The sequence below is a fragment of the Catenulispora subtropica genome, from assembly GCF_039531675.1.
Classification (GTDB): Bacteria; Actinomycetota; Actinomycetes; order Streptomycetales; family Catenulisporaceae; genus Catenulispora; species Catenulispora subtropica.
On record NZ_BAAAQM010000004.1, the window covers coordinates 1 to 26,801 of the forward strand.

Consider the following 26,801-nt stretch of genomic DNA (forward strand, 5'->3'; position numbering starts at 1 on the left):
ACGACCGTCATCACCGTCACCGTTCCCTCCTGGATACCCCCATGGGTATCCCGTGACGATCATTCTAGGCATACCCCGGGGGGTATGACAAACCGGCGCAACGTCCCGGCCGGGCTCAGCGCTTCCGCGCACCTATGACGATCGGACGTCCGGCGCGGACCCACCCGCCGGTGCCGTCGGTCACGGAGAACGCCCGGAGCCCGGCGGCGTTCAGAAACCAGGCAGCTGCCTTGCTGCGGTCGCCCGACGCGCAGATCACGTACACGGGGTCGGTGCGGGACAACTCGACCAGGGCTGAGGGAAGCCGGTTCAGCGGGATCAGCCAGGCGCCGGGCACGTGCCCGCCCGTGTACTCCCAGGCCTCGCGGACGTCGACGACGAACGCGCCGGCCGCATGCTCGGCGGCGAAGGATTCCTGATCGATCTCGTTCATCCGGCGCCAGCCTCCGACTGCGGTCCCAATACCCCCGGGGGTATACTGGCCTCCACGGTAACCCGCGGCCCGGCCCTGTTGTCAAACTCCGGCCGGACCTGCCCTTATACCCCCGGGTGTATATTGGCGAGCATCCGGATATCGACTGAAGAGGAAGCCATGCAGGTACAGGAAGACGCCGTCAGCGACGTGGTCAAGCGGCTGCGCCGCGCCGAGGGTCAGATCCGCGGGGTGATCGCCATGCTGGAGGCCGGCCGGGACTGCGCCGATGTGGTCACTCAGCTCGCCGCCGTGTCCCGGGCGCTGGACAAGGCCGGGTTCAAGGTCATCGCCAGCGGTCTGGAGCAGTGCATGTCCGGCGAAGGCGAGGAACGGGCGGCGGATCTGGCCAAGATGGAGAAGCTGTTCCTGTCCCTGGCCTGACCCAGCGCTATCGGGAGCCGGTCGCTGAAGCCGACGACGCCGGCACCGGATGCGCGGCGCTGGATCTTCGGTGGGCCGACGCGCGCAGGTGGGCCAGCGCCAGATCTGCCTCGTGCAGGGCGACGGCGACCTGCCGGGCCGGCTGCGCTTTCGGCCACGCCGCTCGTCGTCCCCGTCGGTGCGCCGCCGGACCGGCCGACCGCGACGCGTACTCGCCCCTCTCGCTCCCCCTACCGCACGGCCCCCAGCATCGCCGCGATGGCCGGACCCGCGGCGTCATCGCCGTGGCCCCCACCCTCGACCAGGCACGCCACCGCTATGTCGCCCTGGAACGCGATCATCCAGCTGTTGTTCGCCGCGTTGCCGCCCGGCTCGGCCGTGCCGGTCTTCGCGCTCACCGCCGGGCTGACGCGGCGCAGCGAGCTGGCGGTTCCCTCGGTCACCACCCGGCGCATCAGCGTGCGCAGTGTCGCGGCCACGGTCTTGTCCAGCGGCTGGGCGTGCGCCGACGCCTTCGTGCCGCGCACCAGAATCGGTTGGTGGAAGGAGCCCGCGGCGACTGTGGCCGCGACCGAGGCCATGTTCAGCGGTGAGACGGTGATCTCGCCTTGGCCGAACATCTCCCGGGCGAAGTCGCCGCCGGTCGCCTCGGGGACGTTCGCCGCGCCCGAGGCGCCGTAGGTGACCGGTCCCAGGCCCAGGTCCCATGGCTGGTTGAGCCCGAAGTAGGTGCTCGCCTCCCGGTCCAGCGGGCTGCCCGAGAGGCGGCCCAGCAGCCCGGTGAACGAGGTGTTGCACGAGTAGGTGAACGCCCAGCCCAGGTCTGCGTGGCCGTTGGTGAGCGAGGTGTCGTCGTTGGAGACGTCGTACTCGTCGTCGTGCGCCTTGCAAGGAGCCGGGGTCGAGGCACGGACTCCGTTGCGCAGCAGGTCCTCCGCGGTCACCACCTTGAACGTCGATCCCGGGGCCAACTGCGCGTGGTAGGCCAGGTCCGCGGCACCGTGCGAGGCCATCGCGAGGATCTCGCCGGTGTCCGCCCGCAGCACCACCATCGCCGAGTCCTGATACTTGGCCAGCGCGGACGCGGCGGCGTTCTGGTACCGGGGGTCGATGGTGGTGGTGACGTGGGCCGAGGTGCCGAGCGCGTCCGAGATCTTGGTCAGGCTGGGGAAGCTCGACAGCGGTGTCGTGCCGTCCGAGGCGAAGGCGCCGGTGGCGTCCCCGCTCGGCGACGCGCTCGACGCCGTGCTCGACGACGCGGTCGGGGCCGACGAGGGCGAGTCGGCCGCTGTCGGCGTCGTGACCGTGGGAAGGGCGCCGGCCGTGGTCGAAGTCGTCACGCCCGCGGGAGCGGCCGGCTGGGCCGACGAGGAGTTCTTCCCGCCGGTCAGCACCACGGCCCCGGCTGCCACCGCCCCGGCTGCGATGACTCCGACGGCTATGTACAACGGCTTCTTGTTCGGCATGAGCCGACCCCCCGGTTGTGGAAACCATCCGAGGTCCCAGGCTCTCACCCGCGTCGCGCCCGACGCCGTCGCACCGTAACCACCACGGCGAACCGCGACTGCATCGATATGAAGGAGTGGCCAGATAGGTACCGAGTCTTTGTAACCCATTTATGGACCCAAGGCGTCGGCCGCCCCGCCGTCTTGCCGTGCGACCTCTTGGAGCTAATCCTCAGGCACCTCGATGATGACCAGGGTCCCTCGGCTCCCGCTCGGTACGGAATGCGCCACGCCTGCCGGGACTACGTACATCTGACCCGCTGAGAGGGTCACGCTCTCGCCGCCGACCAGCAGTGGCAAGGTGCCGTCAACGACGAGGAGTGCCTCGTCGTGCGAATGAGACTCCTCCTTGAGCGGTGTGTCTTCCATACGCAGGACCTTCACCGCCGCGTCGCCCACCTTGGCCAGCACCGTCGAACTCCAAGCGCTCGGCAGGCCTGCGGCCACTCCAGAAAGATCGATCACGAGGTGATGCTAGCGGTAACCCGCCATGACGGCTACTGCCTATTACCCATGGAATTCCTCGCCCGCCTCGTCGGCGAAGATCAGACGATCCCTACTTCTCCGCCACCGGCTGCAGCCAGCCGAACGTCCGCTCGACCGCGCGCCGCCAGTTCGCGTATTCGCTGTCCCGGTGTTCGGGCTCCATCGACGGGTTCCACAACGCGGCCCGGTGCCAGTTGCGGCGCAGGCCCTCAAGGTCGGGCCAGTAGCCGACCGCGAGGCCCGCGGCGTAGGCGGCGCCGAGGGACACGGTCTCCGCGACCATGGGACGGACGACCGGTGCCGCCAGGACGTCCGCGACGAACTGCATCAGCAGGTTGTCCGCGGTCATGCCACCGTCGACCTTGAGGGTGCTCAGGGCCAGCCCAGAGTCGGCGTTCATCGCGTCCACCACCTCGCGGGTCTGCCAGCCGGTCGCCTCCAGCACGGCCCGGGCCAGGTGGCCCTTGGTGATGTACGAGGTCAGGCCCACGATGACGCCGCGGGCCTCGCTGCGCCAGTGCGGCGCGTAGAGGCCGGAAAAGGCCGGCACGATGTAGCAGCCGCCGTTGTCCTCGACGGTGCGGGCCAGTGTCTCGATCTCCGGGGCGGTGGTGATCAGGCCGAGGCTGTCCCGGAACCACTGGACGAGGGAGCCGGTCACGGCTATCGACCCTTCGAGGGCGTAGACGGCCGGCTCCGTGCCCACCCGGTACGCCACCGTGGTGAGCAGTCCGTGTCGTGAGCGGATCGGGGTGTCGCCGGTGTTCAGCAGCAGGAAGCTGCCGGTGCCGTAGGTGCACTTGGCCTCGCCGGGGGAGAAGCAGGTCTGGCCGAACAGGGCGGCCTGCTGGTCGCCGAGCGCGGCGGCGATGCGGACGCCCGGGACGGCGCGCTCGGCTCGTCCGTAGATCTCCGCCGAGGACCGGATCCGCGGGAGCATCGCCGCGGGAACGCCGAAGAACGCGAGCAGCTCCGGCGACCATTGCAGGGTTCTGATGTCCATGAGCTGGGTCCGGCTCGCGTTGGTCACGTCGGTGATGTGCTCACCGCCGTCCGGTCCGCCGGTCAGGTTCCAGATCAGCCAGCTCTCGATGGTGCCGAACAGCACGTCGCCGCGCTCGGCCTGTTCGTACAGCCCCGGCGTGTGGTCCAGGAGCCAGCGGATGCGCGGGGCCGAGAAGTAGGTGGCCAGCGGCAGGCCGGAGAGTTCCTGCACGATCCCGGCGTCGGGGCGCTGCGTGAACTCCGCGACGAGGGCGTCGGTGCGGGTGTCCTGCCACACGATCGCGCGGCTGACCGGGTGGCCGGTGTTCCGGTCCCACAGCACGGTGGTCTCGCGCTGGTTGGTGATGCCGAGGGCGGCCACCTGCCGGGGCTCGACGCCGACCCGGTGCAGCGCCTCCGGCGCCAGGTGCTCCAGGTTGCGCCAGATCTCGGCGGCGTCGTGCTCGACCCAGCCGGGCTTGGGGAAGTACTGCTTGTGCTCGCGCTGGGACACCGACACCAGGCGGCCTCCGCGGTCGAACAGGATGCAGCGGGTGGAAGTGGTGCCCTGATCGACCGACATCACGTAGTGCGCGACCATGGTGCCGCCTTTCGGTGAGGGGGAGTCAGGCTGACTGCGGGGCGGTGGCGGGCGGGCCGGCCGCGGTGGGGCCAGCCGCGGGTGCCGTGCCGGGCGCTGTGCCCGGGGTGATGCTTCAGGCCCTGCTTCAGGCCCTGCTTCAGGCCCTGCTTCAGGCCCTGCTTCAGGCCGTGCTTCCAACCCTGCCCGGCCCTCGGCGGACGGGGACCTACCAGCGCCCGGCGCCGAGGTCCCGGGAAATCATCTGTGCGGCGTTCTGTACGAAGTCGACCAGCGCCGGATCGGGCCGGCCGCCCGAGGGGCACAACCGGTCCACCGCGCCGGTGATGCTGATCGCCCCCACCACGAGCCCGCCGTAGCCGCGGATCGGCGCGGCGAGCGAGGCCTGGCCCAGCGTCGACTCCTCGATCTCGGCGGCGAAGCCGTGCTCGCGGACCTTCGCCGTCTCCCGGCGCAGCGCGGTGGGGGACACCAGGGTGCGGCGGGTGAGCGGCTCCAGTTCGGTGTCGCTCAGGCACGCCGCGGCCTGGGTGTCGTAGGCGAGCAGGACCTTGCCCAGAGCGGTCGCGTGCAGGGGTAGCAGCGCGCCCACCTCCAGGCTCTGCAAGGAGTCGTCGGGCCGGAAGACATGGTGGACGACGAGGACCTTGCCGTCCAGCAGGGTGCCGATCCAGACCGCCTCGCCGCTGCGCGCGGCCAGGGCGTCGGCCCAGTTGATCGCCCGGGACCGGAGCTCGTTGACGTCCAGGTAGCTGGTTCCCAGGTGCAGCAGGGTGGCGCCGAGCTGGTACTTGCCGCTGGCCTTGTCCTGCTCGACGAACCCGACGCCCTGAAGGGTGCGCAGGATGCCGTGCGCCGTCCCCTTCGCCAGCCCGAGCGACGCCGCTATCTCGCCGACGCCCAGCCGCCCCGAACCGCGGGCCAGCAGGCGCAGGATCGCTGCCGCGCGTTCGATGGACTGCACAGGTCCCGGCATGGCGGTGATGATAACCCTTCGTCTGGCGGTCGACGGTGTCGAACAGGGTTTTCCCCGAGAAGTCCGATGCCGCCCGGTGCGGTGGCGAGTGCGCAGCACGTCGGCCGCCGCTCCGTGCCGCGACCGCCCAGTACGCCGGAGTTTCCGCCATGTCGCGGGACGGTACTCCAGGTCGGGGATCCTGACCAGAGTTCGACAATGTCGACCGTCATACGTTGACGGACCGTTTCGCGGCCCGCACGCTTCTCCGCAAGCCCCTGGCAGTGGTCCAAGCACCGCCACGGGCCGCCAGGCGCCCCGGACGGCCGGGGCCCCAACCGTGGAGGTCTCAGGAGGAGACATGGCGGATCGCATTGCGGATCGCATCCGGGCCAAGGGGCTCGTGGGAGAACTGGCCGCGGAGTTCGCGGGCACGTTCATCCTTCTGCTGTTCGGCCTCGGAGTCGTGGCACAGGTCGTGGCCGGCGGCCTCGGCGGCCACGACAGCATCGCCTGGGCCTGGGGGTTCGGCGTCATCCTGGGCGTCTACGTCGCCGGCAAGATCAGCGGAGCGCACCTCAACCCGGCGGTCACCGTAGCGCTGGCCGCCTTCGGCGGCTTCTCGTGGCGCAAGGTGCTGCCGTACTCGCTGGCCCAGACCGCCGGCGCCTTCGTCGCGGCGCTGGTCGTCCGCTGGAACTACAGCGAGGTGCTCGACAAGCTCGACCCGCACCACGGTGTCAGCAGCCAGGGCATCTTCTCGACGCTGCCCGGCAACGGCGCGCTGCCGGTGCACCTGTGGGGCGGGTTCCGCGACCAGGTGATCGGGACGGCGATCCTGCTGTTCTGCATCCTCGCGGTCACCGACCTGCGCAACACCGCGCCGGCCGCCAACCTGGCGCCGGTCGTGGTCGGCTTCATCGTGGTCGCCATCGGCATGGCCTGGGGCACCGACGCCGGCTACGCCATCAACCCGGCCCGCGACTTCGGCCCCCGGCTGGCCTCGTTCCTCACCGGGTTCGGGCACGCGTTCCGCGACCAGTACGGCGACCTGTACTTCTGGGTGCCGATCGTCGGCCCGATCATCGGCGCGCTGCTCGGCGCCTGGCTGTACCGGGTCCTGGTCGGCGTCTTCCTGCCCGCCGACGAGACGCCACAGCCCGGTTCCCTCGAAACGGCCGTCCCGGAGCATCAGACTGCGTAGTCGGTTCCCGTACAACAGTCCTACCCACCCAGCGCATCCTCCAGAGAGGCGACACTTCATGGCTGACTACGTCGGCGCGGTCGACCAGGGCACCACCAGCACCCGCTTCATGATCTTCGATCACGGCGGCGACGAGGTGGCCCGGCACCAGCTCGAGCACTCCCAGATCCTGCCGCGGGCCGGCTGGGTCGAGCACAACCCCACCGAGGTCTGGGAACGGACCCGGGCGGTCATCGAGACCGCGATGAACGAGGCGCACCTGCACGCCGACGACCTCGCCGCGCTCGGCATCACCAACCAGCGCGAGACCTCCGTGGTGTGGAACCGCCGCACCGGACGGCCCTACTACAACGCCATCGTCTGGCAGGACACCCGCACCGACCGCATCGCCGCGGCCCTGGACCAGGACGAGCGCGGCCAGGTCATCCGGCGCAAGGCCGGGCTGCCCCCGGCGACGTACTTCTCCGGCGGCAAGATCCAGTGGCTGCTGGAGAACGTCGAGGGGCTGCGGGCCGACGCCGAGGCCGGCGACGCCGTCTTCGGCACCATGGACACCTGGCTGATCTGGAACCTGACCGGCGGGGTCGACGGCGGCGTGCACGTCACCGACGTCACCAACGCCAGCCGCACGATGCTGATGAACCTGGAGACGCTGGACTGGGACGACGAGCTCCTGGCGTTCTTCACCGTCCCGCGCGCCATGCTCCCGGCCATCCGGCCGTCCTCCGACCCGCGGGGCTACGGCGTCACCCGCGCCGACGGCCCGCTGCGCGGCGAAGTCCCGCTCACCGGCGACCTCGGCGACCAGCAGGCCGCGACCGTCGGCCAGGTCTGCTTCACCCCCGGCACGGCGAAGAACACCTACGGAACCGGCAACTTCCTGCTGCTGAACACCGGCAAGGAGATCGTCCGCTCGGAGAACGGGCTGCTCACCACGGTCGCGTACCAGTTCGGCGACGAGGACGCCGTGTACGCGCTCGAAGGGTCCATCGCCGTCACCGGCTCGGCCGTGCAGTGGCTGCGCGACCAGCTGGGCATCATCTCCGGCGCCGCGCAGAGCGAGGCGCTGGCCCGGCAGGTCGAGGACAACGGCGGCGTGTACTTCGTGCCCGCGTTCTCCGGCCTGTTCGCACCCTACTGGCGTTCGGACGCCCGCGGCGCGATCGTCGGGCTCTCCCGCTTCAACACCAACGCCCACCTGGCCCGCGCCACCCTGGAGTCGATCGCGTACCAGACCCGCGACGTCGTCGAGGCGATGGAGCAGGACTCGGGCGTACGGCTGGACGTGCTGCGCGTCGACGGCGGCGTGACCGCCAACGAGCTGGCCATGCAGATCCAGGCCGACGTGCTCGGCGTCCCGGTGTCCAAGCCGGTCGTCGCGGAGACCACGGCGCTGGGCGCCGCCTACGCCGCGGGTCTGGCCGTCGGGTTCTGGAAGTCGACGGACGAACTGGTCAGCAACTGGAACGAGGACAAGCGCTGGCAGCCGCAGGCCGACGAGGCGGTGCGGGCCAAGGGCTACCGCAACTGGAAGAAGGCCGTCGCCCGGACCCTGGACTGGGTCGAGTTCGAAGACTGACGCGCACCCGGCGCGCACCCATCCGTCGCATAACGAAGGAAGCACTGTGCAATCCACTCCTCTGGGCGCGCAATATCGGCTCAGCGCGCTCCAGCAGATGGCCGAGGAAGAGTTCGACGTCCTGGTCGTGGGCGGCGGCGTGGTCGGAGCCGGGGCCGCGCTCGACGCGGCCACCCGCGGTCTGTCCGTCGCCCTGGTCGAGGCCCGCGACTGGGCGGCGGGCACGTCGAGCCGCTCCAGCAAGCTCATCCACGGCGGACTCCGCTACCTGGAGCAGCGCGACTTCGGCCTGGTGCGCGAGGCACTGACCGAGCGCGGTCTGCTGCTGAACCGGATCGCGCCGCACCTGGTGCGGCCGGTCCCGTTCCTGCTGCCGCTCCGGCACCGGATGTGGGAGCGCTTCTACATCGGCGCGGGCGTCCTGCTCTACGACACCATGGGCGGCGCCCGCGCCCTGCCCAGGCACCGCCACCTGACCAAGACCGCCACCCTGCGCCGGGCACCCGCCCTCCGCCCGGAGTCACTGGTCGGCGCGATCCAGTACTACGACGCGCAGGTCGACGACGCCCGCTTCACGATGGCCCTGGCCCGCACCGCGGCACAGTACGGGGCGAGCGTCGCCACCCGCGCCCGCGTCACCGGCTTCCGCCACGAGGGCGGCCGTATCACCGGCGCCGTCGTGCACGACCTGGAAGGCGACCACCGCATCGAGGTCCGCGCCCGCCAGGTCGTGGCGGCCACCGGGGTCTGGACGGACGACATCCACGACCTCGCGAACCTGCGCGGCTCGGTGTCGGTCCGGGCGTCCAAGGGCGTCCACCTGGTCGTGCCCCGAGACCGGATCGCTCTGAGCACCGGCCTGATCTCCCGCACCGAGAAGAGCGTCCTGTTCATCATCCCCTGGGGTCGGCATTGGCTGATCGGCACCACCGACACCGACTGGAACCTGGACCGCGACCACCCGGCCGCCAGCCGGGCCGACATCGACTACCTCCTGGAACACGCCAACGCCGTGCTCGCCACACCGCTGACGGACCAGGACATCGAAGGCGTGTACGTCGGCCTGCGCCCCCTGCTGTCGGGCGACGCGGACCAGACCACGAAGCTGTCCCGCGAACACGTGGTCGCCTCACCAGCCCCCGGCCTGGTGATCGTGACCGGCGGGAAGTACACGACCTACCGGGTCATGGCCAAGGACGCGATCGACACCGCGGTCGCGGACCTGACCCCCACGGGCGGATCGCCCTCGACGACCGACATACCCGCATCGGTGACCGACAAGGTCCCGGTACTCGGCGCCGAGGGCTTCGCAGCACGCTGGAACGAGCGGGCGCGGATTGCCCGCCGCACGGGCCTGCATCCGGTCCGCGTGGAGCACCTGCTGCGCAGATACGGGTCCTGCGTGGACGAACTCCTGGAACTGATCGCCGCCGACGATTCGCTCCGCGACCCGATCGCGGGCGCCGACGACTACCTGCGCGCGGAGGCGGTCTACGCGGCATCCCACGAGGGCGCACTGCACCTGGAGGACGTGCTGACACGCCGGACCAGGATCTCGATCGAGGTCCGCGACCGCGGGGCGGCGGCGGCGCCGGAGGTGGCGGCCCTGATCGCACCAGTCCTCGGATGGAGCGAGGAGACGGTCAGGGAGGAGGTGGAACGATATCTGGCTCGCGTCGCGGCGGAACGGGAGTCGCAGACCCAGGCGGGCGACTCAGCGGCCGACGCGGCTCGGCGGGCTGCGCCGGATCTGTATGACGTCGCGGGGGAGAGGGTCTTCGGGTAGGCGGTCGATCGCCGGAGCTCGATCCTCACCCGACTCACACGCAACCGAGGGTTGACGGCATGTCGCCGTAGAGCAGGCCGCCGTGGACATCACGATCGCGGTGGCCAGAAGGGCGAAGGCCAGGCGTCGCGGCTCCGATCGGAGCCGCGACGCCACGGGCTGCCTGGCCGATGTCCACCGGGACCGAAGCCGCCGTGGTCGTGGGCGCCGTGACCGGTACCGGCTGTCTACTTCGGCATCGGCATCGCCATGAACACCCCGTCAGGGTCGTAGTGCGCCTTGACCGCGAGCAACCTCTCCGTGTTGCCCCCGTACGCGTCGGCCACGCGAGGGTTGTCGCGCGCCATGAGATTCGTCCAACCGCCTGCCAGGGCGTATGCGTCCATGCGGCGCTCGGTCTCTCGGACCCAAGCTGACTCCTCCGCGCCGTCGCCGTCCGTCCAGGATCCCAGGATCTCCAGCACCAGGTGTTCGTCACGGTACTGGTATGCCGTCTCGGTCGCGGCCACGCGGGTCGCCGCGCCGTGCGAGTGGTGGACGTTCAAGGCGCAGGTGGCGGGCATCGCGTCACCTGCGCGCACGAAGTCGTCGACGGCCGCGTCGGTGAGGCGCGGCAGGAGCAGGCTACTGAGATAGTAGTTGCCCCCGCGGGGGAACAGCTCGTCCATGGCGTGGACGGCGTCGGCCAGCGCGCGGCGTCCGAAGTCCTCCAGCACCGGATCGCCGAGGGCGCGGACCCGGCCGATCTGCTCGTCGGCGCCGGCGGGGTCTCCGGCCCACGTCGGGCTGGTGAACAGGACCAGGCCCGCGGGCGTGTGCAGAGCCCCGAACATCACGTCGAGCGCGTCATCCGCCGTGGAGGTCAGATCCCGCCAGCCCCGCAGCACCGACCCCGCCTGCTCCCAGCCGAAGGCGATCATGCCGGTCGTGACCTCGGCATGCGGGTGCAGGCGGGTGCGAAGCTCGGTCACGACGCCGAAGTTGCCGCCTCCGCCCCGCAGGCCCCAGAACAACTCGGGCTCGTGCTGCGGATCAGCGGTCACCACCCGCCCGTCGGCCAGCACGACCTGCGCGGACGACACGTTGTCGACACCGAGGCCGACCAGGCCGATCAGCGTCCCGTACCCACCCCCGAGCGTCAACCCGGCGAATCCGACCGAGCTCACGGTGCCCACCGCCGCCGCGTACCCGTGCGGGCGCACCGCGTCCAGGACGTCGCTCACGGTCGCACCCCCGGCCACCCGCGCCTCCGCACCCTCGACGACGACCTGCCGCATGGCGCTCAGGTCCACCAGCAGCCCACCCTCGCGAATGGCGCCCCCGGCCCAGTCATGCCCTCCACCGAGCACCGACAGCGGCAGGCCCCCGGACCGGGCCGCGAGCACCGCCGCCCGGACGTCGTCGGCCGTGCGACACCGCACGATCACGGCAGGCCGCTGGCGCACCTGCGCGTTCCACGGCTTCACCGCCTCGACCGCCGACTCCCCGACCACGACCATGTCGGCAGGCAGCTGGTCACGCAGCAACCCGACGGCGATCTCGATTCCGTTGCCTGCAGGGGAAGACATGGATCAGGGTTCTCCTTCACCTAGCGGTGCGCTCTATCCTCCAATCGTCACTGAGCACGGCGGCCGCGTACAGGGCTTAGTAACCCTTTAGGGTCGGCGGCCAACCCCTTCCGCGCATTGGTACAAGTCGGCACAAAATACTTTGAATGCTGAACGTGCCGCGGCCCGCCTTGCGACCGCGGCACTTCGTCTTGCCGGCCGGAGGCCTGGTGGCTGTTCAGCTGAAGTCGAGCTCCAGTGTGTCGAAGCCGCGCAGCACGATCGCGTGCTTCCAGTCGGCCTTCCGGGGGGTGATCTGCCGAATGCCGGCCGCGACCAGGCAATCCAAGAGAACTGTGGCCTCCAGAGGGGCGAGTTGGTTGCCGAGACAGTAGTGGATCCCCGTGCCGAACGTCAGCGGACTCGGCCCGGTGCGGGTGATGTCGAACCGGTCCGGGTCGGGGTACGCGTCCGGATCGCGGTTGGCCGCGCCGAGGAGGGTCACCACGGCGTTGCCGGCGGGAATGATCGTGCCGGCCAGGTCGATGTCCCGGTTGGCGACCCGGGCGTTGGTCTGCACCGGGCTGTGGAAGCGGTGGCATTCCTGGGCCGCGGAGGGAGCGAGCTGTGGTGAGGCGGTCAGCAGTGCGTACTGATCAGGGTGGGTGGCCATCAGGAACATCGTGATGGACAGCAGGTGGGCGACGGTCTCGAAACCGGCGAAGAACAGGAAGGTGACATTGGCGATCACGTCCTGGTCGGACACGTCGCCGTCGGCGCGGGCCGCGTGAAGCAGGTCGCGCAGCAGCCCCTCCTGCGTATCGCCGAGTTCGGTGAGGAACTCGGTCATCTGCATGATCGCGATGATCGCGTCGTAGGTCCGCTGGGGCGGCAGGGCCGGCTCGAAGATGACCGACGCGTCCCGCATGAGCGACCGGAAATCGTCGCGGGCGCTTGCCGGCACGCCGACCAGGTCGCAGATGACCTGCATGGCCAGCGGATAGGAGATCGCCTCGACCACCTCGACCGGTCCGGCCTCGGACAGCGCCTTGCTGACGATCTCCGTGGCCAGCCCGCGCAACCACGGCCGCCAGTCGTCCAGCCGCCGGCGGGTGAACCCGGTGTTCATCAGCCGGCGTACCGGGGTGTGCTCAGGCGGGTCGATGAAGGCCAGCGGCAGGGTCAGCGAGGCCGGTGGTGGCGGCACGGCCTCGCCGGTGACGAAGTCCACCGCCATGTACTCGGTGTTCTTCAGGAACTCCGGATGGCGCAGCACCTGACGGCAGTCTTGGTACCGCGTGGCGTACCAGACCGGGCTGCCGCCGGACAGCTGGTGCAGCGGCGAGGTCTCGCGCAGCTCCCGCAGCAGAGGGTACGGATCGTCGTTGTGTTCCGGGGCGAACATCACGTCCACCAGCAGCTGGTCACCGCGGCTCTTGACGGGCGGTCGCCGCGGGCCGCGGTAGCCGACCGCCCGGCGCGGGGCGTCCGCCCCGACACCGGTCAGCTCGCGGATGCGGGCGATGCCCTCCTGGCCGCTGCCGTCGACGGTGGTCACACCGAGGGTGTGAGCCGACTCGCGGTTGGCCGGCAGGTCGTCGACGAACAAGGTCTCGCTCGGCTCGGTTCCGAGTTGTTCCAATGCCGTGCGTACCATGCGCACGTCGGGCTTGCGCGCGCCGATGTCGCAAGAACGGATGATCACGTCGAAGACGTCCGCCCAGGGGTACAGCGCCTGCCACAACGGCGCGGACTCCTTGGGCGTGTTCGTGCACAGCGCGAGCTTCACACCGGCCTCGGCCAGCTGCTCGGCGAGTTCGAGGTAGTCCTCGTCCAGCGTGTACGGCAAAGGCGGGCGCGGCGGGCCCGGCGGCAGGTCCAGCAGCGGCATCGCCTGCGCCAGGGTCAGCTCGCCGCGTTCGAGGCGATGCCATGGGTGGTCGCCGTCCGCCCACCGGCTGCCGAAGAACTCCTCCGGGAACTGGCCCGCACCGGGATGGGCCAGCACGCCACCGACATCGAAGATGACCGCGGTGACCGTCATCGACCGGTCTCCTCGAGCGTCCGCAGCACCTCGGGATAGTCCTGCTTGTCCCAGGAGGCGACCATGGCGTCGAGCCGGGCGACGATCTGCTCGTAGATCCCGGTGACCAAGGCGACGCCCTGCTGTGCGGTCTCCTCGCTGACCGGCAGCCGCCAGAACTCGATGGCCTCGGCCTCCGGATCATCCTCCAGCTCCGGCGCGTCCGGGCGCAGCCGCAGCGTCATGTACGGCAGATCCAGCCCGGTCTCCCCGGCCACCCATTCGGCCAGGTCACCGGTGGCCGACGCGTACGTCTCGGTCAGACCCTTGAGCGTGGCGATCGTCCAGTAGCGCAGGACGGGATCGAGCGTGATGTCGATGTGGTGGGTGATGATGCCCCGGGTGTCGCGGTGCGCGTCGGTGGCCTTGTCGAGGTAGATGAAGTCGAGCGTGCGGCTGACCGACCAGTCCAGGTGCTCGTCGAGTCGCAGCGACTGCCAGTCGACGAACAGCATCGCGGCCCGGCGGCCGAACCGCTTGCTCAGCCGGTTGATCGCCCGCTGCTGCGCGTTGACCGGGATCGGGTACGGCAGCATGTACTTGTAGACAGTCGGTGTGCCGCAGGTGTCGGTGGCGCTGTAGAGCACTGCGAAGCGCAGTTTGGCCTCCGCTTCGGCCAGCGTGTCGGCGTGGAAGAAGCTCATGTGCTCGGAGTCGCGCAACGCCTGCCGGCACTGCCGCCAGGTCTGCTGGATGACGCGCTGACTCGGATGCGCGTCTGTGTCCGGCCAGAAGTTGAAGTCGAACACCTCCGGACCGGGAACCGTGGGCACCCAGCTCGGCGGCGCCGCGTGGATGCCACGCCGGTAGCCGAAGCCGCCCTGCGAGATCGTCTCCTGGGCGAGCCGCAGCATGTCGCTGTTCTGCTCGTCGATCAGCTCGAAGATCCGGATCGCCCGCCGCCGCGCCGCCTCGCGCTGCTCCTCGGTGAGCACCGCCCCATCGAACGCGTCGTCGTCCACGGCATTGCCGGTCTCCCGCGCGAGGTGGAAGTCACCCCAGTAGATGAGCTCCTTGCCGGTGCGGTCCTTGAACTCATTGGCCACCTTGTTGGTGTGCCGGAACAGCGCGTTGCCGCATATCTCGATCGATTCCACGACCGCGAAGCGGACCTCCGGGTCCTCCGCCTCGATGACCAGCTTCGTGATCTGCGTGGTGCGGCGGCGCAACTGCTCGTTGACCTCGCTGAGGAACAGCCAGTAGTACAACTCCGACGGACGCCACCCCAGCATCTCGTCCCAGCCGAGCGTCCGCAGATCCCGCATGAACATCCGGGAGTGCGTCATGTCCTCGTCGGCGTGCGCGGAGATCGCCTCCCGCCGCGGGTCGAGCACCCGATCGTCGCGGTAGGAGATGTGATAGAGATTCAGCTCCTTGAAATACATGATGAAGTTCGTGAAGTAGAGCGCGAACCACAACTTCTGTTCCGGGAGAACGCCCTCCTCATCGGTCACCAGCCAGGTATGCAGCGGGTGGTCCTCAATGCGGCGACGCCAATACTCGATGGTCGGTAATACCTGCTCCATCTGCCCTCCGCTAGGATGTCTTACAGCGATGACTTCCCTGTCCGCGAATCTCGCCGTCGCGCACCACCCGGCCACGCTGAGAAGCGTCTGCGGACCGTTCCCGCGCCGCAGCCGGCCGGCCGATCACGCGCCAGCGCACCACCATCATGCCGCTAGGGTCGCCACTGTGGGGTCCCATGACCCCGCTGCGCGGCTGACCTGCGGTTATTCTGGTAGGTCGCCTTCGTCGCGCCCCAGGGGGCTGATATCAACAACAGTGCAGATCGTCGGCGAAACGCTCCAGGACCGCCTTCGTGACAGCCGAGTTCACCTGGACGGTCAGGTCGTGGCGGTTGCCGAGGTTGGCCAGCAGGGCGCGCAAGTCGAGATCGTTGATAGTGCGACGCAGGACGTCGTCGGTCGTAAGAGTCTTATCGATGAGAGCATCAGGGATCGCGCGGAGCGCGGCCTTGCGGAAGCTGCTGAGGTTCGAGTCGCCGATCGCCTCGCGGGCGAGTTGCGATGCCCGCGGGAGTCTGCCGTCGGCCTTCAGGCTGTCGACCGCGGTGAGCAGTCCGGTTCGCAATGCGTTGATCTGCGCATCGGTGTGGGTGCCAGGCTGCGTGAGTTGCAGGGCGAAGGCCTCACGGGACATGCCGATCTGGCAGGCGGCGACGTCCAGACCGGTCAGGACGAGTTGCTCGGTCAGGCCGTCGATCCCTGTCGCTACCGAACTGGCCGGTCGTATGACACATGAGTTGGCCGGGCGAAGCAGGCCGTAGTGGCCGCCGCCGTTGGCGAGCTGGACGGCCAGGACGCCGCTCACCAGCACGGCGGCCAGGGCGGGGAGCGCCGCCGCCCGCAGACGGCCCGCGCCGGTCATCGCACGCCCCGTCGACGCAGCGGGATCAGGGACAGCAACGCCGTGACGGCGAGTGCCGCACCGATGAGGAAGGCGTTGCGGAACGCATGGGTGGCTGCCCGTTCGAGCTGAAGATCGAGGTCCCGCTCAAGCTGCGCCGCCGCAGGCTTCTCCGCCGCGGGCACGCGCAGTTGCTCGAAGGCGGGACTCAGGTCGGGAACCCGGCCGCTGTCCTGTTTCAGCCGATCGGCCAGTCCGTGAGCGATCGCGATCTTGTCCTGGGGCGCCAGCGGAGCGTTCAGCACCAACGCGGTGATGGCGTCTTTCGCGGGCGGCTGGGCGCTCCGAAGGTCCGCGGTGAAAACCGGCGTGAGAATCGCCAGTCCCAGGACTACGCCCGCGTGCCGGGCCGCAATGGTCCAGCCGCCGTGCAGGGAATACGGCGTGCGGCCGTCCATCGCCTGCAGGGAAAGAGGATCCAAGGTCAGACCGAGCCCGAGTCCGACGAGCGACTGAGGTGCGATCGTCCACGCGAGATCGGCCGACGGCAGCAACGCCAACCCGGTCAGGCCGCCCGCGATGAGCAGGCACCCTGACGTCGTCTGTGCCAACGGCCCCGACCGCAGCATCCGGATCAGCGGCCGGGTGAGCAGCGCCGCGAGCGGTATGACCGAGACCGTGACGGCCGCGACCGCCGGTGACCGACGCCAGCCGTCGACCAGAAGCAGCACGAACAGGAACAGCGCCGCGGTCAGTGCTGCCGAGAGCAGCGCCAGGGCGATGTTCGGCTGGATCCGCACACGGTGTCTCGGTGCGTCGTCGGCGAGGCCCTGCCCGTTCCTGCGGCGCTTGACCAGTGCGGCAGGCACGGCCAGTACCGCTATCGGCACCTGGACGACGAAGATCGAGCGCCAGGAGAAGGCATCGGTGAGCAGGCCCCCCGCCATCGGGCCGACAGCGGTTCCCAACACCCCCGCGGCGATCCACCATGCCGTCCCGCGACGCTCGGCCAGTTCCTCGACCAGGAGCTGAAGGCTGCCGACCACCGCGAACGCGCCACCCACCGCCTGGACCGACCGGGCGAGGATCAGAACCTCCAGAGAACCGGCCACCGCGCACAACGCCGAAGCCCCGGCGAACACCGCGATGCCGGCCGCACACAAAACGGCCGGATCATGCTTCTTGTAGAACCACGCGGCGGGCCGGGCGACCACGGCGAGAACGAGGTTGAACGCGATCAGCACCCAGGCGACCTGACCCACCGTGGTGTGAAGACGCACCAAGATCTCCGGCAGGGCGAGGGTGACCACCGCCGAGTCGGCCAGCACGCACCCCACGGTCAACGCGAGAAGGGCTGCTGCGGCCCGCCTCACCCCAGAACCCCGGCTTCGTGTCGGTGAGCTGCTCTGCGCGAGGCCACAACCAGGCCGTTCGCGGTCTGGAGGCCAGCACGACTGAGTCCCGCGGGGGCTATGGCAGAGGACAGGGGTATGTCAGCCTCCGTCGCCAGATCGGCCGGCCCCATCCTCATCAGCATGCCGGCCAGCTTCGATCGGACGTACGTCGCCCACCATGTGCAGCGCCTCGAGCATCGGAGGCCGTCGCATCGGATGCGGCGGTGAGCATGCGCTTCGGTGGCGGTGTCGAGGCGCTCGGATGGTCCCGGAGGATCTCGGCCCTCGCGGCGACGTCGGTGCTGACGAATCGCTTTCCGGCCTGGTCGGAAATGGTGTACACGCAAGCTCCTCCTGGATGGCTACAGCACTCTACGTCGGACGCAGAGGGAATGGCTCAGTGGGCGACTGGGGGAGTCGCTTGTTGTCCAATCCCGGAGGGGGTTTCGTCCTGTAACGGGTGAAGGGCCCCGAGTTCACGCCGCAGTGATCCTTGGCAGCAGGCCGGTCTAGTGCCGTCGGCGGTGTGCGCGTGCGAGCTGGCCGCCGTCGCTGAGATGCGTGGGCGCGTTGACCCTGTCAGGTACTGGACGAAGCCCGGCCCCGCTGGCGCCGAGCCCGACTTCGTGGCCGACGCCGCCGCTCCCCGACATCGATCAGCGGATCGAGTTACTGAGCCCGCCCGTTCACCGTCGAGGTCACCTGGCCGGCGAGGGATGGGCTGATGACAGCCGTCCCACCGAACAGGTCCACCGACGTCAGCTGTGGTCGGAGCGCGCTGAGCAGGGCCGCTGTCTCCTGGGGCAGGGTGGACGGCACCAGTACCAGCTCGCCGCCGGTGGTCGCGGTCAGCGCGCCGCCGGTCAGCGCGTCGGCGAAGCCGCCGCCGGTGGCGATGCCGATCTGGTGGACGCCTCCGGCGGCCATCGCGGCCTGCACCACCTTGATGTCGGTTTCGTAGCGGGTGGCACCCGACAGCGGTTTGACGTAGCCGGACAGCCCTGCCGTCGCCGTCACAGCCTGGCCGCCGATCGCCCAGGCCGCGGGCGCGTCCTGGGACGATCGGGCGACTCGGCCGGCGATGAAGGCCCGCACGTCCGGTGCCAGGGTTCTGCCGTCGGTCAGGATCACCGCGGCCGGGCCGGTCGCGGTCGCGGCGGGGCCGGTCGCGAACGGGCCGGCGGCGAGCGCGTCGGCGTAGTCCAGCCCGGTGGCCAGGACCACGTGCTGCGGGTTGCCGAGGCCGCGCTCGGCGATGTCCAGGGCGGTGTGGTCGCGGTCGGCGCCGGCGAACCGGTCCACGCTGTACCCGAGCCGGGTCAGCTGGCTGACGATGCCGGGGGAGATCGCCTTGGCACCGCCGAGGACTTCGATCTGTCCGCCGTGCGTTCCGAGCACGCGCTGGATCTCGGTCAGGGACTCGGGCGTCAGCGAGGTCGGGTCGGTGAGCAGCAGCGGGCCTCCGGCTTTGGCGGCCAGCGGCACGCCGGCCAGCGCGTCGGCGAACTGGTCGCCGCGGGCGAGCACGACGACGTGCGCGGTCGGCCGGCCGGAGGAGTCGCCGCCGGCGTCGGCCCAGTGCGACCGCGACACCGCGACGCCGGTGCGGAACCGGTTGTCGCCGGACAGCCGAGTGACCACCGGATTGCCCGGGGTGCCGCTCCCGCCGGGCGGCGGGGTGCCTGGGACGACCCCGTTGCCGCTCATCTGGACGTACATCGCCCCCTGGCCGTCGGCCGCGGTGATCTCGTACGCGGCCTGCTGCGGCCCAGTCGCGGTCGGAGTGAAGGTCATGTCCACGTGAATGCTTTGACCCGGTCCGAGGACCTGGCCTTCCGAGATCGGTACAGCGGTGGTGAACACGCCGGTCGGCGCTTTCGCCTTCGAGATGGTCAGGGGAGCCGTTCCGGTGTTGGTCGCGTCGAAGCCCGCCTTCGCCGTGGAGCCGACGGCGACGTCGCCGAAGTCCAAGGCGGCGGGGGAGAGCTGCAGGTGACCGAAGCCCGACACCGCCCCACCCGTGAGCGGCACGTTCAGAGTGCCGCTGGTCGACACGATGGTCAGCTGGTCGCTGGCAGGGCCGGGCGCGGTCGGGGCGAAGGTGATCGTCGCCGAGATCGACTTGCCGACGCCGATGGTCGAGCCTTGCGACAGCCCCTGGACGGTGAACGGAGCGTCGGGCAGCGTGAGGCTGTCGATCGTCTCGTCCACGGAGCCGGTGTTCCAGATCCGGACCGCCATCGTCTGCTGCGTCCCCGTCGGCTGGTCATCCTGGAACTGCGCCGGGCTCGGCGACGCCCCGAGACCGTTCGCCAGGCCGGTGCCGTTCAAGGACACGCCGACGCTCCCGGCGCTGGTCGCGACCGTCATGATGCCGTTCGCCGCGCCGGGGGCGGTCGGGGTGTATGTGACGGTGAGGGTCAGATGGCCGCCGGTGTTCAGCGACACCGGCGACTTCAGCGGCGAGGTGTCGACGGTGAACGGCGAGGCGTTCACCGTGGCGCCGGTCACCGTGACCGGCTGCGTGGCGGTCAGCGTCACCTGCTTCTGGGCGCTCGAACCCACCTCGACCGGTCCGAACGTCACCGGTGCCGTGGTCAGCGCGGTCTTCGCGGGCTTGCCGAAGCCGATGACCTTCCCCACGGCGTCGGTCTCGCGGGTGCCGAGGTAGACGTGGTCGGAGTCGGTGGCCACGACCGAGTACTTGGCCGCCCGGCCGATGGGCGCGGAGAACAGTCGGCTGAGGGTGCCGTGGGAGTCGGGGACCGCGGAGTACGCGTTCAGTGTCGCGTTCTCACCTGTCGCGCCGTTGCCCCACGGCCCGCTCGGGCTGTCCACCACCCAGACGACGGCGCTGCCGGAGTCCGTGCCGTTCGAGGTGACGATCGGCGATCCACTGGTGTAGCCGAAGGAGTCGGTGCTGGTTCCGGCCTGGGTCAGAGTGGGCGTGCCGTCCGCGGTCGCCCCGGCCTGCAGCGCGATCAGCGGCTGCTGGTTGCCGACCCGGTAGACGTAGCCGCCGTCGCCGCCCCATACCGCCGGGTGCCCCCACAGGCCGCCGGGCAGCGGGCCGATGGTCTGCACGACGGCGTCCTTTCCGCCGGGGCCCTGCCCCATGCCGCCGAAGTCGTCGCGATTGAGCAGGAAGATCCGGCCGTCCTTGCCCCCGGCGACGAGCAGGTGGGGCACCTTGGGGGTGCCGAAGCTGTCCGGAAGCGCGACCGGACCTCCGGAACCCAGGTCGGTGTCGTTCAGATCCAGCGTCGCGTTGTCGGACGGACTGAAGAAGTCCACGGCCGACAGCGACCGGTCCGAGCCGACTTGGAGCCGGACCACCGATTCGGCCAGGTAGTCGCCGGGACTGCTGCCGGGACCCGGTTTCGGGCTGACGCCGTTGCCGGTGGCGAAGATGATGCGGCCGTCGCCGTCGGAGACCAGACCGCCGCCGGCCTGCCAGATGCCGGCGCCGCTGCCGGCGTCATCGGTCTCCGAGGTCCACATCGCGGTCTGGTGCCCCGAGACGGCGTCGATGCCGACGACATAGCCGTGCCACGGCGTGAAGTCACAGTGTGAGCCGAACGCGGCGTAGACCACGCCGTTCATGAGCAGCAGCCCGGCGCGCTGCATCTGATGGAACGCGTCGAACGGCGTCGACGGATCGTTGCTCGGCGCGCCCTGAATCGTGACCGGCCATCCCGCCTTCTCGGCACCGGTGCCGGGGTCGATCGCGTGCATCAGCCAACTCGCCGCGGTCGGGTCGCCGCCGGCGTAGGTCTTCGACGTGAAGTACACCGTCTTGCTGGCCGGGTCGAAGACCGGGGTGCTCGTGATGCCGACCGTGGGGCCCAGGTCGCCGCAGCCGGTCGGCGGCTCGATCGATGCCGACGGCCAGGCCGGGCCCAGGTCCGCACGGGTCCACAGGATCGCGCCGGTCTGCGGGTTCAGGCCGTAGACCTTGTTGTTCTCGGTGGTGACGACGAGCATGCCACCGGCCACCAGGGGCTGGGCGAAGACCTGCCCGTCGACCGTGGTCGAGAAGATCTGCCCGAAGGCGGGGTCGGAGACGTCGGCCGGGCTGAGACCGGGCTCGTTCCGGTCCCACCCCGTGCGGGCGTTGTCGACCGAAACGGTGGTGTCGTCGGCCGCGGCCGGCTGGGGCAGAGCGAGGCCCGCCGCGACGACCGCCGCGCCCGCGCCCAGCGCGGTTATTCGAGCTCCGAGTGTTGACACGGCCTGCCCCCTCATGGAACACGCCGACAACCGGCGGTGACGTCGAACGACCTCAAAGTCCTATCGGCCACGCAGTAAACGAGTCAATGCGGGTCAATCCCCATGACGCCGCCGCTGTTCCGCCGTACGGGAGGCGGATCTGGAGTCACAGCGGCTCGTGGGGCCCGACTGTCCCATCCTCGCGCTGCCGGCCCGAATCCCTGCCGGACAGGGTCGGGCGAGCCGCATAGACCGTAATCAGGACGCCGCCCCGAAGCTTCCCGGTCCCAGGCCAGGGTTCGCAATAGATGTGTTCGCGCGCTGTCTGCGCGATGCGCGCCTCACCCCGACCGCGGCTACCGTGACGCCCGCTCCGGTAATCACGAGGCCGACGAGGGCGCCTGGGATCGACCTGTGGAAGGTGATCACGGTCTGGTAGACGACGAGGCCGGTCCCCGTCCCGTCGGGGCTGGACGCCTGATAGGTGTAGACGCCGTCTGCCGGCGCGTTGAAGACCGCGATCGAAGGGACCTGAGACATCGATCCCGCGAACACCCAGGTGCCGTGGGATTCCGTCAGGTGCACCGGTGAGCCGTCCGGGGCTGTGATCCGGATGCGGGACAGCGGGATGGAATCCTCGCTGTAAACCGTGGCCTTCCCTGAGCGCAGGCGAGCGGTATGCGCCCAGGTACCGTGGACTTCGTCAATGGTGGATGCATGCGCGCTCACGTAGTACGTGATCTGCCAGGCCACCCACAATCCGGCGAGCGCTGACAGCAGGCCGGTGGCGATGCCGATTCCCACACTCTTCTTCGACGCGAACATGATCCGATGATCTGTGGCGGCGCCGGCAAGCCACATCCGCTGTCGTACTCAGGTTTGTGATGGCGGATTGAGTAGATCGCCGCTGCGTCCCTCACCGACCGCGAGGGCGCCGACCAGATCGTCGACGCCCTCAGCCGCTGCCGCCCGCGCATCGTAGGGCCAGCTCAGGGCCGGCTCAGCAGGTTTCAGTCGGCGACACCGCAGTACGACGCGAAGTGTTCCGTCAAGCTCCCGTCGCGATCTGCCCGTCGTACGTCCAGCCGCCGCTGCCGTCCCCGCCGTTCCACAGCCATGCCTCGATCGAGCCGTTCGTGTTGGTGCGCAGGTAGTCCGCGTGGGTGTCGCCGTTGAAGTCGGTGAGCTGCACCGCATCGGCGTTCGTCGTGGTGCCGGTGGCGATCCGCCCCAGCGACTTCCAGCCGCCGTGGCCGTCGCCGCCCTGGTTCTGCCACGTGTTCAGCGATCCGTCGGCGTTGATCTGCGTGTAGTCCGCGTAGCCGTCGCCGTCGATGTCGGCGATCCGCACCTTGGTGGGGTCCGACGTGAGTCCGGTCGCGATCTGACCGATGCTCCACCAGCCGCCGGCCGTGTCGCCGCCCCGGTTCAGCCAGACGCTGATCGCGCCGCTGTCGCTGAACAGCAGGTAGTCCGTGCGGCCGTCGCCGTCGAAGTCAGCGAAGCGCACCTTGCTCGCGTCGGTTGTCAGGCCGGTCGCGACCTGGCCCAGTGCGGTCCAGCCGCCGTGGCCGTCGCCGCCGCGGTTCAGCCACACGCTCACCGAGCCGTTCGGGTTGATCAGGATGTAGTCCGCGCGGCCGTCACCGTCGAAGTCGGCGATCCGTACGTGGCTCGCGTCCGTCGTCAATCCGACGGCGACCTGGCCGAGCGGGTTCCAGCCGCCGTGGCCGTCGCCGCCCTTGTTGAGCCAGACGTCGACGGAGCCGTCGGCGTTGACGGTGAGGTAGTCGGCGTGGCCGTCGCCGTCGAAGTCCGCCCATCGGACCCGGCCCGAGCCGCCGACCTCGTCGGCCGCGCCCCGCGACGTGGCCGGCGTGACCCATCCGGCTGTGTAGGCCTGATCGAACGCTGAGAAGTACACCCGCGCCAGCTTCGAGTGCCCGCTGTCGTTCGGGTGCAGGCGGTCGAACATGTCGGCGGAGTTGAACGTCGGGTCCGGGTCGACGTACTGGATCTTGTGTCCGGCAGCCTGTTCGGCGGCTGCCATGCTGCGCGCCGCGTTGTTGTAATCCGTCGGACTGGCCTTCAGTCCCTGCGTGATCGGAATCAGGCCCTGCAGGATGATCGTCACGTTCGGCTTGTCGGCGAAGATCTGGTCGACGAGGTTGTGCAACCGGGCCGGCGCGCCGAGCGGGTCGTCCGATCGGTCCAGGTCGTTGATGCCGATGTGCAGCAGGATCACGTCCGGCCGCGCGTTGCGGATCCATGTGTCCGCGCCGGCGCTGATGTCGGCGATCAGGGCGCCGCTGTGGCCCTCGTTGTCCGGATCCGCGACCTCCCACGCGCCGGATTCCATCGAGCCGACAAGGTCGACCCGGTACCGGGACTGCGCGGCCGCCTCGTTGAGGAACGTCACCCGGTAGCCTGCGCCGCCCGCGCCGCCGGGGCCGGATGTGCTGCCGACTCCGTAGGTGATGGAGTCGCCGAGGGGCATCACCCGGACGACCGGCGGAGGCGTCGTCGCCGTGGCGGACGCTGGAGCGGCGGCGAGCGCCAGCGCGGACGGGACGGTGAGTCCGAGAACGGTGAGTATGGATCCGAGGCGTCGCGGCATAGGCGGAGGATAACAGCGCAGACTCCTGATAAACACGGACTTCCTCTGGCGGATATATGCCGTGCGCCCGCCTTGCGCGCCGAGGTTCCCGGCGCCTGGACCGTTGGCGCCCATATCTCTGGCGCTGGGGCATCGGGTCCGGCGTTCGGCCGTGCCCCGCCCTGGACCGGCGAAGCCCGCTCCGGAACGGAACCTCGCCACCGCTATGGTCGAGGCGGGCTGACATCGGGGGAGCGGCTGTGGTGGGGGGACATGGCTGATCTGCTGGACGCGGGACAGATCTCGTTGGCGTCGGCCATGGCGCAACTGAAAAGGACTGCGAATGACGGGTGCGATGTGATGTACACATCAGAGCTGACAGAAGCTTACATCGATGACGCGAGAAGCATCTTGGTTGCGCCTTCGGCATTGAGTGACAGCGACTTGGTGAATGACTTCTTCGGAGCCGTGATCACGCCAGAGGACCTTGCTTCTGGTCTGGCTGACCTCGCGCAGAAGACCGTCTACCTGTGTGGCGATATATCCGGGATCAGCGACCACCACCTGGATGGGGCCAGCCGGGTGTTCGTCATCAGGGAGCTGTCGCACGGTGACGACGAGAACGTCGACCGGCCCTGGACTGTCATCGACCTCGGTCGGGTGCCCATCCGCGTCCACGGGCTCGGCGTGTACTATCGCCGCTTCTTCGGACTCGGCGCCGACTACTTCGGACGGATCCGTGCGGAGCACGAGTTCCAGTCCCTGACCGAGTCCACCAAACCTGGGACGGCCCATCGCAGCGGAATCTATCTGACGCCGATCACTCGACTCGGTGACGAGCTGCACTTCCGCCTGCTCCGGTGCTCCACAAACTTCTCAGGGCCGACCGAGAATTTTCAGCCGACCGACACGCTCATCGTCGAGGCTTTGAACCGCGAGGCCGCCGCCGTCTTCCGGAACCCGGCGCCGCTGAATCACGTCCTCGCTCAGATCTACCACAACACCCTCGCCACGGCCGAGCGCAAGCAGGCGAAGGCCAAGATCTCCGCTCATGCTGACAAGACCAAGGACATGCCGGTCAACGGGATCATGGCCTTCTGCACCTTCTATGACGGGCTTGAGAAGCTGCATCCCTTGGCTGACGACGTCTTCGACTGTGGCGTGAAGGGCAACAGTGGGTTGACCAAACTCCACTTTCGTCTCAAGGAGCAGGCCGACGAACACGATGGGGCGGTGCTGCCCTCGCGGTTCACCTTGACTCTCTATCCTGGCTCCGTCTTCTTTATGCCCCTGTCCACCAACCGCCTGTATACGCATGAAGTCCGGCCCTCGGGATTGGACGCCGAGTTGCTTCCGACGCGCCTGGGATACGTGGTGCGCTGCTCGAGCGCCGAAGCCGTTCACAAGAACGGGCACACGTTCCTCAAAGTGGCCGGAGACTTGGTGGGGCTGGAACCGCCCACACCGAACGGCGTGGATGAGCTGCGCAGGCTGTACGCCGAGGTGAACAGGACCTCGTCCTTCATTGATTACGGCGACGAGATTCTCTTCAGTATGAACATGGGAGACTACGATGCCCCTCGAGCCTAGGATCTCTGATGAGATCCACTCCTGCGTCTTGCCGACCGAGGAGAACCTCTTTGCGGAGCTGTCCGCCTCGGCCCGGCTGGAAGACGTAGGCAAGGGCCGGCGAGGCGCCGTGCTCACCAAGATCGGCGAGGCAGGCGACGTGCCTCTTGTTCGCACCACCACTCGATACAGCAGCCCGGCGCAGCGTTTCCGGGCGGTGCACGAACTGCTGGCGCAGCAGATTCAAGGACGGGCAGGGCTTTCGGTCGGCTTCAACAACGCTCTCATCGAGTGCTATACGAACGCTTACACCACCATGGGCAGCCACTCCGACCAGGCCCTCGATCTGGCCGACGAGTCGTTCATCGCCGTCTTCTCCTGCTATCAGGATCCCGGGGCTGGCCCGCTGAGGAAGCTGATCTTCGAATCAAAGGACGTCGACGGCGAGAAGTTCGAGATCCCCCTCGCCCACAACAGCGTCGTCGCGTTCTCCGTCGACACGAATCGGCGGCTCAGGCACAAGATCGTATTGAACGCGCCCGCCGAGGCGGCGGACAACCTATGGCTGGGTGTGACGTTTCGCACGTCAAAGACCTTCGTCCAGTTTCACGACGGACATGTGTACCTATCGCGAGATGTATGCCTCACGTCGGCCGACGACGAGCAGGCACGCGAGTTCTATCAGCTACGGCGCCGTGAGAACAACGAGGCAGACTTCACCTACCCCCTGTTGACCTACACCATCAGCGCGAGTGATCTGATGTCCCCCGTGTGACTGTCGTGGAACTACTGACTCTGAATGTGTGTTGTCGTCGTGGCAACGGCTGGTGGATGGCCAGTCGGATCTCGGCGAGGCAGCGGTCAGCGAGGCAGCCGTCAGCGAGGTAGGGCCGGTACTGATCCGGTTGAGTGCGAAACGGGATGGTGCGATCGCCGCATCGTCCTGCTTGACGGTGTGACGCGCCAGGACCTCCCGGGGCTCGGGACCAGCTGTTGCGGCGCATCACCATCGCCCACGTGCGGCCCGCCGTCGGCTTCTTGGATACCGCGCACTCACCGACGCACCGCAGCGATCAAGGC

Annotated in this window: 19 protein-coding genes; 6 read left to right on the forward strand and 13 right to left on the reverse strand. The window is 69.2% G+C overall.

Features of this window, described 5'->3' with window-relative positions; all coding sequences use genetic code 11:
- Positions 1-115 precede the first annotated feature (115 nt).
- Positions 116-433, reverse strand: a complete 318-nt coding sequence (locus tag ABD466_RS05115; protein WP_344655758.1) for a rhodanese-like domain-containing protein — start codon at positions 431-433, stop codon at positions 116-118.
- Positions 434-592: 159 nt separating this feature from the next.
- Here ABD466_RS05115 and ABD466_RS05120 point away from each other — a divergent pair, with 159 nt between their 5' ends.
- The gene (locus ABD466_RS05120; protein ID WP_344655759.1) at positions 593-856 is read left to right on the forward strand and encodes a metal-sensitive transcriptional regulator; all 264 of its coding nucleotides are present in this window, start codon (positions 593-595) and stop codon (positions 854-856) included.
- Between the two features lie 230 nt (positions 857-1,086).
- Here ABD466_RS05120 and ABD466_RS05125 read toward each other — a convergent pair whose 3' ends face one another.
- From ABD466_RS05125 to ABD466_RS05140, 4 genes are all read right to left on the reverse strand, one after another.
- Positions 1,087-2,322 (reverse strand): penicillin-binding transpeptidase domain-containing protein, encoded by a 1,236-nt coding sequence (locus ABD466_RS05125; protein WP_344655760.1) that lies wholly within the window; start codon positions 2,320-2,322, stop codon positions 1,087-1,089.
- Positions 2,323-2,526: 204 nt separating this feature from the next.
- Complete coding sequence (locus ABD466_RS05130) at positions 2,527-2,826, reverse strand: cupin domain-containing protein (protein ID WP_344655761.1); 300 nt, start codon at positions 2,824-2,826, stop codon at positions 2,527-2,529.
- A gap of 91 nt (positions 2,827-2,917) precedes the next feature.
- Entirely contained in the window at positions 2,918-4,432 is a 1,515-nt protein-coding gene (gene glpK, locus ABD466_RS05135) for a glycerol kinase GlpK (protein WP_344655762.1), read from the reverse strand.
- 208 nt (positions 4,433-4,640) lie between these two features.
- Positions 4,641-5,408, reverse strand: coding sequence for an IclR family transcriptional regulator (locus ABD466_RS05140; protein ID WP_344655763.1), 768 nt, complete (start codon positions 5,406-5,408; stop codon positions 4,641-4,643).
- A 340-nt stretch (positions 5,409-5,748) separates the two neighbouring features.
- On the opposite strand from ABD466_RS05140, the gene ABD466_RS05145 reads away from it, so the two are divergent.
- Genes ABD466_RS05145 through ABD466_RS05155 form a run of 3 tightly spaced genes read left to right on the forward strand, consistent with a single transcriptional unit; the run spans position 5,749 to position 9,956 of the window.
- Positions 5,749-6,591 carry an MIP/aquaporin family protein gene (locus tag ABD466_RS05145; RefSeq protein WP_344655764.1) on the forward strand — a complete coding sequence of 281 codons (843 nt, stop codon included), beginning with the start codon at positions 5,749-5,751 and terminating at the stop codon, positions 6,589-6,591.
- A 58-nt stretch (positions 6,592-6,649) separates the two neighbouring features.
- Positions 6,650-8,170 (forward strand): glycerol kinase GlpK, encoded by a 1,521-nt coding sequence (gene glpK, locus ABD466_RS05150; protein ID WP_344655765.1) that lies wholly within the window; start codon positions 6,650-6,652, stop codon positions 8,168-8,170.
- Between the two features lie 46 nt (positions 8,171-8,216).
- Positions 8,217-9,956: a glycerol-3-phosphate dehydrogenase/oxidase gene (locus ABD466_RS05155; protein WP_425558537.1), complete on the forward strand. Its 1,740-nt coding sequence runs from the start codon at positions 8,217-8,219 to the stop codon at positions 9,954-9,956.
- A gap of 227 nt (positions 9,957-10,183) precedes the next feature.
- Here the strand turns inward: ABD466_RS05155 and ABD466_RS05160 are convergent, their stop codons facing one another.
- The 8 genes from ABD466_RS05160 to ABD466_RS05195 all read right to left on the reverse strand — a co-directional run bounded on the left by ABD466_RS05160 (position 10,184) and on the right by ABD466_RS05195 (position 24,173).
- Positions 10,184-11,524 (reverse strand): FAD-binding oxidoreductase, encoded by a 1,341-nt coding sequence (locus ABD466_RS05160; protein WP_344655766.1) that lies wholly within the window; start codon positions 11,522-11,524, stop codon positions 10,184-10,186.
- 217 nt (positions 11,525-11,741) lie between these two features.
- Entirely contained in the window at positions 11,742-13,547 is a 1,806-nt protein-coding gene (locus ABD466_RS05165; RefSeq protein WP_344655767.1) for a cytochrome P450, read from the reverse strand.
- Positions 13,544-15,112, reverse strand: a complete 1,569-nt coding sequence (locus ABD466_RS05170; protein ID WP_344655768.1) for a hypothetical protein — start codon at positions 15,110-15,112, stop codon at positions 13,544-13,546. Before ABD466_RS05170 ends, ABD466_RS05165 begins: the two co-directional genes overlap by 4 nt.
- 247 nt (positions 15,113-15,359) lie before the next feature.
- Positions 15,360-15,974, reverse strand: coding sequence for a hypothetical protein (locus ABD466_RS05175; RefSeq protein WP_344655769.1), 615 nt, complete (start codon positions 15,972-15,974; stop codon positions 15,360-15,362).
- Positions 15,971-17,326: an MFS transporter gene (locus ABD466_RS05180; protein WP_344655770.1), complete on the reverse strand. Its 1,356-nt coding sequence runs from the start codon at positions 17,324-17,326 to the stop codon at positions 15,971-15,973. Before ABD466_RS05180 ends, ABD466_RS05175 begins: the two co-directional genes overlap by 4 nt.
- Before the next feature lie 690 nt (positions 17,327-18,016).
- Positions 18,017-21,577: a cell wall-binding repeat-containing protein gene (locus ABD466_RS05185; RefSeq protein WP_344655771.1), complete on the reverse strand. Its 3,561-nt coding sequence runs from the start codon at positions 21,575-21,577 to the stop codon at positions 18,017-18,019.
- 237 nt (positions 21,578-21,814) lie between these two features.
- On the reverse strand, positions 21,815-22,381 hold the full coding sequence (locus ABD466_RS05190) for a hypothetical protein (protein ID WP_344655772.1): 567 nt from the start codon (positions 22,379-22,381) through the stop codon (positions 21,815-21,817).
- Between the two features lie 223 nt (positions 22,382-22,604).
- Entirely contained in the window at positions 22,605-24,173 is a 1,569-nt protein-coding gene (locus ABD466_RS05195; RefSeq protein WP_344655773.1) for an FG-GAP-like repeat-containing protein, read from the reverse strand.
- 339 nt (positions 24,174-24,512) lie between these two features.
- Here ABD466_RS05195 and ABD466_RS05200 point away from each other — a divergent pair, with 339 nt between their 5' ends.
- Positions 24,513-25,742, forward strand: a complete 1,230-nt coding sequence (locus ABD466_RS05200; RefSeq protein ID WP_344655944.1) for a hypothetical protein — start codon at positions 24,513-24,515, stop codon at positions 25,740-25,742.
- A complete protein-coding gene (locus ABD466_RS05205; protein WP_344655774.1) occupies positions 25,726-26,496 on the forward strand; it encodes an alpha-ketoglutarate-dependent dioxygenase AlkB in 771 nt (256 codons plus the stop codon). Before ABD466_RS05200 ends, ABD466_RS05205 begins: the two co-directional genes overlap by 17 nt.
- The last annotated feature ends 305 nt before the right edge of the window (positions 26,497-26,801 follow it).

Excerpts from the sequence above, each read along its gene's own strand:
- glpK (WP_344655765.1), top strand. The coding sequence starts at position 6,650 with ATGGCTGACTACGTCGGCGCGGTCGACCAGGGCACCACCAGCACCCGC.
- ABD466_RS05200 (WP_344655944.1), top strand. The coding sequence starts at position 24,513 with ATGTACACATCAGAGCTGACAGAAGCTTACATCGATGACGCGAGAAGC.
- ABD466_RS05195 (WP_344655773.1), bottom strand. The coding sequence starts at position 24,173 with ATGCCGCGACGCCTCGGATCCATACTCACCGTTCTCGGACTCACCGTC.
- ABD466_RS05165 (WP_344655767.1), bottom strand. The coding sequence starts at position 13,547 with ATGACGGTCACCGCGGTCATCTTCGATGTCGGTGGCGTGCTGGCCCAT.
- ABD466_RS05120 (WP_344655759.1), top strand. The coding sequence starts at position 593 with ATGCAGGTACAGGAAGACGCCGTCAGCGACGTGGTCAAGCGGCTGCGC.
- ABD466_RS05170 (WP_344655768.1), bottom strand. The coding sequence starts at position 15,112 with ATGGAGCAGGTATTACCGACCATCGAGTATTGGCGTCGCCGCATTGAG.
- ABD466_RS05190 (WP_344655772.1), bottom strand. The coding sequence starts at position 22,381 with ATGTTCGCGTCGAAGAAGAGTGTGGGAATCGGCATCGCCACCGGCCTG.
- ABD466_RS05140 (WP_344655763.1), bottom strand. The coding sequence starts at position 5,408 with ATGCCGGGACCTGTGCAGTCCATCGAACGCGCGGCAGCGATCCTGCGC.
- ABD466_RS05205 (WP_344655774.1), top strand. The coding sequence starts at position 25,726 with ATGCCCCTCGAGCCTAGGATCTCTGATGAGATCCACTCCTGCGTCTTG.
- ABD466_RS05145 (WP_344655764.1), top strand. The coding sequence starts at position 5,749 with ATGGCGGATCGCATTGCGGATCGCATCCGGGCCAAGGGGCTCGTGGGA.
- ABD466_RS05175 (WP_344655769.1), bottom strand. The coding sequence starts at position 15,974 with ATGACCGGCGCGGGCCGTCTGCGGGCGGCGGCGCTCCCCGCCCTGGCC.
- ABD466_RS05125 (WP_344655760.1), bottom strand. The coding sequence starts at position 2,322 with ATGCCGAACAAGAAGCCGTTGTACATAGCCGTCGGAGTCATCGCAGCC.
- ABD466_RS05115 (WP_344655758.1), bottom strand. The coding sequence starts at position 433 with ATGAACGAGATCGATCAGGAATCCTTCGCCGCCGAGCATGCGGCCGGC.
- ABD466_RS05160 (WP_344655766.1), bottom strand. The coding sequence starts at position 11,524 with ATGTCTTCCCCTGCAGGCAACGGAATCGAGATCGCCGTCGGGTTGCTG.
- glpK (WP_344655762.1), bottom strand. The coding sequence starts at position 4,432 with ATGGTCGCGCACTACGTGATGTCGGTCGATCAGGGCACCACTTCCACC.